The following is a 5,319-nucleotide window of genomic DNA, read 5'->3' on the forward strand; positions in this document are numbered from 1 at the left end:
CCCCCGAAGGGGGATTTTAAAAGTTACAAATATTACTTGCTTCTCTCACCTATTATCTGCTCGGCAACGTTTGATGGCACTTCTTCGTAATGGCTAAATCTCATTATGTAGGTAGCTCTACCCTGTGTCATTGAACGAAGATCAGTAGCGTAACCAAACATTTCGGCAAGAGGTACCATCGCCTTAATAACCTGAGCGTTTCCTCTTGCTTCCATACCCTGAACGCGACCACGTCTCTTGTTGAGATCGCCGATAACATCACCCATAAATTCTTCTGGTGTTGTTACCTCTACTTCCATTATTGGCTCAAGGAGAACAGGATTTGCCTTTTTGGCACCCTCTTTGAATGCCATTGAACCTGCAATCTTGAACGCCATTTCAGAAGAGTCAACTTCGTGGTATGAACCGTCAAAGAGTGTAACCTTTATGTCAACCATAGGATAACCGGCAACAACACCTGTTTCCATGGCCTCTCTAACACCTGCTTCAACAGCCGGTATATATTCCTTGGGAACAACACCACCTTTAATTGTTTCATGGAATTCAAAACCTTTACCAGGCTCAAGAGGCTCAATCTTAAGCCATACGTGACCGTATTGACCTCTACCACCTGTCTGCTTGATAAACTTACCTTCCTGAGTAACTTCTTTTCTGATAGTCTCTCTGTATGCAACCTGAGGTCTACCAACGTTTACATCAACATTGAACTCTCTCTTAAGTCTGTCAACGATAATCTCAAGGTGAAGTTCACCCATACCGGAGATTATCGTCTGTCCTGTTTCGTGATCTGTTGAAACTCTGAAAGATGGGTCTTCCTTAGCAAGTTTTTGAAGAGCAATTGAGAGTTTTTCCTGGTCTGCCTTTGTTTTTGGCTCAACAGCAACAGATATAACAGGTTCTGGGAACTCCATAGCCTCAAGGATAATTGGATGATCTGGATCGCAGAGTGTATCACCTGTATAGGTCTCTCTTAAACCAACGGCTGCAGCGATATCACCGGCACCAAGCACCGGAATTTCTTCCCTTTTGTTTGCATGCATACGGAGAATTCTTGCAAGTCTTTCTTTCTTACCTCTTGTTGCGTTGTATACGTAAGAACCAGACTCCATTAAACCAGAGTAAACCCTGATAAATGTTAGCTGACCAACATAAGGGTCTGTAAGGATCTTAAAAGCAAGTGCTGAGAACGGCTCATCGTATGATGCGTGTCTCTCTTCTTCTTCACCTGTATTAGGATTAATCCCTTTAATAGGAGGAACATCAAGAGGTGAAGGAAGATAATCAACTACTGCATCAAGAAGAGGCTGAACACCTTTGTTTTTGAAAGCGGAACCGCAGAGCATCGGGAAAAACTTAATTTCAAGAGTACCTTTTCTAATTGCAGCCTTTATCTCCTCAGGTGATATCTCTTCACCTTCAAGGTACTTCATCATTATTTCTTCATCTACATCAGCAAGAGCCTCAAGAAGCTTTTCTCTGTACTCTTCTGCTATATCAACTAAATCTTCAGGAATCTCTTCTTCATGATACTTGGCACCAAGAGTCTCCTCTTCCCATATAATCGCCTTCATTGTTACAAGATCAACAACACCTTTAAAGTTCTCTTCAGCGCCAACAGGTATTTGAAGAGGAACTGGTTTGGCTCCAAGCTTCTCTTCAACATCATTGACAACCTGGAAGAAGTCAGCACCGATTCTGTCCATCTTGTTTACGAAGATAATCCTTGGAACCTTATATTTATCTGCCTGTCTCCATACAGTTTCTGTCTGAGGCTGAACACCACCAACAGAACAGAGAATTGTAACGGCACCGTCAAGAACCCTCAAAGAACGCTCAACCTCAATTGTAAAATCAACGTGTCCCGGTGTGTCAACGATGTTAATCCTGTGATTTCTCCAGAAGCAGGTTGTTGTAGCGGAGGTAATGGTAATACCTCTTTCCTTTTCCTGCTCCATCCAGTCCATCTCAGCGGCGCCTTCGTGAACTTCACCAATCTTATGAATCCTTCCTGTATAGTAAAGGATACGCTCGGTCGTTGTTGTCTTTCCAGCGTCAATGTGGGCGATAATTCCTATGTTCCTTACTTTATCAAGAGGAACTTTAATATTCTTTGCAGCCTTACTCACAACGGCCTCCATTAATTCGTTTGATCTTTAAAAATTACCACCTGTAGTGTGCAAATGCCTTGTTGGCTTCTGCCATTCTATGGGTGTCTTCTCTCTTCTTGAACGCACCACCTTTCTGGTTGTAAGCATCAATAAGCTCATTTGCAAGTCTGTTAACCATTCCGCGCTCAGAACGAGCACGTGCAGCGTCCACGATCCACTTAAGTGCAAGGTGAATCTGTCTTTCTGGTCTTACTTCCATAGGTACCTGATATGTGGCACCACCAACACGGCGTGGACGTACTTCCATAATAGGTTTTACGTTTTCTACTGCTTTGTGAAATACGGCAAGAGGATCTTCTCCAAGCTTTTCCTTGATAATGTCAAAAGCGCCGTAAACTATCTTTTCAGCCACGCTCTTTTTCCCATCCTTCATAACCTTGTTGATAAGCTTTGCCACAAGCTTATCACCGTAAACAGGGTCAGGAATTATTTCTCTTGGTGGAACTGGTCCTTTCCTTGGCATGCCTTTCCTCTCCTAAAAATTATTTTTTCTCTTTTGGTCTCTTTGTCCCGTACTTAGACCTTGACTGTCTTCTCCCCTCAACGCCAGCAGCGTCAAGAGCACCACGAATAATCTTATAACGAACACCTGGAAGGTCTTTTGTTCTTCCACCCCTTACAAGAACAACTGAGTGCTCCTGAAGGTTGTGACCGATACCCGGAATGTAAGCAGTTACTTCTATTCCGTTTGAGAGCCTTACCCTTGCAACTTTACGAAGAGCTGAGTTAGGCTTCTTGGGCGTGGTGGTAAATACCCTTACACAAACGCCCCTCTTCTGGGGATTACCCTGAAGCGCGGGTGCCTTTGAGCGTTTAATTTTCTTTTCACGCCCCTTTCTCACAAGCTGATTAATTGTGGGCATACTATCTCCTCCTATATAGTTTGGCGCTTGAATATAAGCAAATAGAACACCAATTGTCAAGGGATACTATCCCGCTGAAAATTTATTAAATCATCCGTAAATTTTCAACGGCACAAAGATTCAATTAGATCTTTCCACTTCTTTCCGGTTTCTTCTATAGAATACTTTTTTGCTGTTTCCACCGCTCTATTAGCAATCACTTCATATTCTTTTCTACCAAGCACAGCTGCTCTTTTCATAGCCCCTGCCAAACCATCAACATCCTCTATCGGTGACGCAAAACCGTTTACTCCATCCTTTAAATATTCCCCAATTCCTCCAGCAAGGGTTGAAATGACAACCTTTCCAGAAGCCATGGCCTGCAGAAGTGCCCCGGCTATTCCTTCAGAACGAGATGAAAGAACAAAAAAATCGGCCGCCTGTAGAATCTTTTCTACATCTGTCCTGAAACCAGCATGAACAACCTTTCCTTCCAGCCCAAAGTCTTTCACCATCCTTTTTGCATCTTCCGAATCGGTATTGTGTCCAACAAGCATCAATTTCCAGTTTTGTCCCGCAACCTTTGAAAATGCCTTCAGCAGTATGTCCTGACCCTTCCTATAAGGAAGCCAGTTTGCAACGTTAACAAACAATTTTTCATCTTCCGATATTCCAAACACCTCTCTTACAGCTAATCTATACTCATCTGAAGGGTAAAAACGTGAAAGATCTATTCCACTCTCTATAACATGAAGCCTATCTGGAAAAAAGTTTTTCTCCCTCAATGCCTTAGCTACATCCTTTGAAACAACAACAATCGCATCGGCAAGATTGTATTTTAACTTTGCAGAAAAGAAGGACGGAATAAAACCAGAACGTCTCATAGCAACAAGCTTTGGACGCTTTCTCAAAAATCTCCAGAAAGGAAGGATAAAATTAAACGCACTTGAAGAATTTGTAACAACAACATCGTAATTTCCTTCCGCTATTATCTTATAGAGATTCCTGTAGGGATAAAGTCTTCTTTTTTCACTTTTATGGCCCTTCTGAAAAAAACGGAGAGGTATTTTCCCCTCAAGCCTGCTTATAAGGTGACGATTCCCCGAGGCTAAAGCCATCTCTACATCAAAATACCTTGAAAGCTGAAGAGAAACAAGATAGGTTTGTTCTTTCGTTCCACACCATCCGTCACCATCTATTATCTCAAGAACACGAATTTTCTTTCTCAAAATTCACCTCTTATAGACTCTCGTTAAACTGTAATTCACATAACCTTTTGTATCTATCACTCATCGCCAGCAGATCCCTGTGACTCCCACGGGCAATAATCTTCCCATCTTCCATAAAAAGAATCTCATCACTGTTTAAAACAGTAGAAAGTCTATGAGCTATGGCAATAAGAATTTTATCTTTAAATATCCTGTCAACAGCATCCTGAACAGCCTTCTCCGTTTCAGAATCAAGGGCACTGGTAGCCTCATCAAGAATAAGAACATCTGGATTTTTAAGAACTGCCCTTGCTATTGCTATCCTCTGTTTCTGACCACCTGACAGCTGAATACCACCTTCTCCAAGAAGCGTTTCATATTTTTCAGGAAGAGTCTCTATAAAATCATGAATATGCGCTATTTTAGCGGCTCTTATTATTTCTTCCATAGAGGCATCAGGTTTTCCTATCGCTATGTTTTCTCTTATTGTTCCCCTGAAGAGAACGATGTCTTGAGACACAAAGCCTATCCTCTTTCTCAAAGGACGCAATTTATAATCCCTTACATCCCTATTGTTTACTTTTAAAGTGCCAGAAGTTACATCAAAGAATCTCGGTATTAAACTCACCAATGTGGACTTCCCACTTCCCGTCTTGCCAACAATCGCATACTTCTTCCCCGAAACGAAAGAAGCATCTATACCTTTCAAAACTTTCTCTTCCCTGCCTGGATAGGAAAAATGAACATCCTCAAACTCTATCCTTGCTATGAAACTATCTAAGTTTAAAGAACCATCCTTAAGGGCATACTCGTCAGGAATAGAAAGAATTTTTTTTACCCTTTCGGCCACGGCAACTGCCTGCTGAATATTGTTGTAAGTGCTGCCAAGCTTTCTTATGGGTTCATACGCCATTATCAGGGCAATAATAAAGGCAAAAAAACCGCCCGGCGTAAGTGTCCCTTCAACTATCCTATAACCGCCGTAAAAGATTAACCCTCCTATAACAACACCGGCAATAATTTCAACAATGGGAGGATAGATGCCCTGAATAAACTTTATCTTCATAAACTGCTTTACATAACGTTTATTCTCTTCTTTAA

5 protein-coding genes are annotated in these 5,319 nt (G+C 41.8%); all 5 read right to left on the minus strand.

What is annotated here, in order from left to right; all coding sequences use genetic code 11:
* Nucleotides 1-32: 32 nt before the first annotated feature.
* Nucleotides 33-2,126 carry an elongation factor G gene (gene fusA / locus MV676_RS02710; RefSeq protein ID WP_022847353.1) on the minus strand — a complete coding sequence of 698 codons (2,094 nt, stop codon included), beginning with the start codon at nt 2,124-2,126 and terminating at the stop codon, nt 33-35.
* A gap of 34 nt (nt 2,127-2,160) precedes the next feature.
* On the minus strand, nt 2,161-2,631 hold the full coding sequence (gene rpsG / locus MV676_RS02715) for a 30S ribosomal protein S7 (RefSeq protein WP_022847354.1): 471 nt from the start codon (nt 2,629-2,631) through the stop codon (nt 2,161-2,163).
* A gap of 19 nt (nt 2,632-2,650) precedes the next feature.
* The gene (rpsL, locus tag MV676_RS02720; RefSeq protein ID WP_022847355.1) at nt 2,651-3,031 is read right to left on the minus strand and encodes a 30S ribosomal protein S12; all 381 of its coding nucleotides are present in this window, start codon (nt 3,029-3,031) and stop codon (nt 2,651-2,653) included.
* A gap of 104 nt (nt 3,032-3,135) precedes the next feature.
* On the minus strand, nt 3,136-4,239 hold the full coding sequence (locus MV676_RS02725; RefSeq protein WP_297445056.1) for a glycosyltransferase: 1,104 nt from the start codon (nt 4,237-4,239) through the stop codon (nt 3,136-3,138).
* Between the two features lie 10 nt (nt 4,240-4,249).
* On the minus strand, nt 4,250-5,319 hold a 1,070-nt coding region (locus MV676_RS02730; RefSeq protein WP_297445058.1), incomplete at its 5' end, for an ABC transporter ATP-binding protein.

The organism is Desulfurobacterium sp. (genome assembly GCF_027028515.1).
Lineage (GTDB): Bacteria > Aquificota > Aquificia > Desulfurobacteriales > Desulfurobacteriaceae > Desulfurobacterium_A.

Excerpts from the sequence above, each read along its gene's own strand:
- rpsG (WP_022847354.1), bottom strand. The coding sequence starts at position 2,631 with ATGCCAAGGAAAGGACCAGTTCCACCAAGAGAAATAATTCCTGACCCT.
- rpsL (WP_022847355.1), bottom strand. The coding sequence starts at position 3,031 with ATGCCCACAATTAATCAGCTTGTGAGAAAGGGGCGTGAAAAGAAAATT.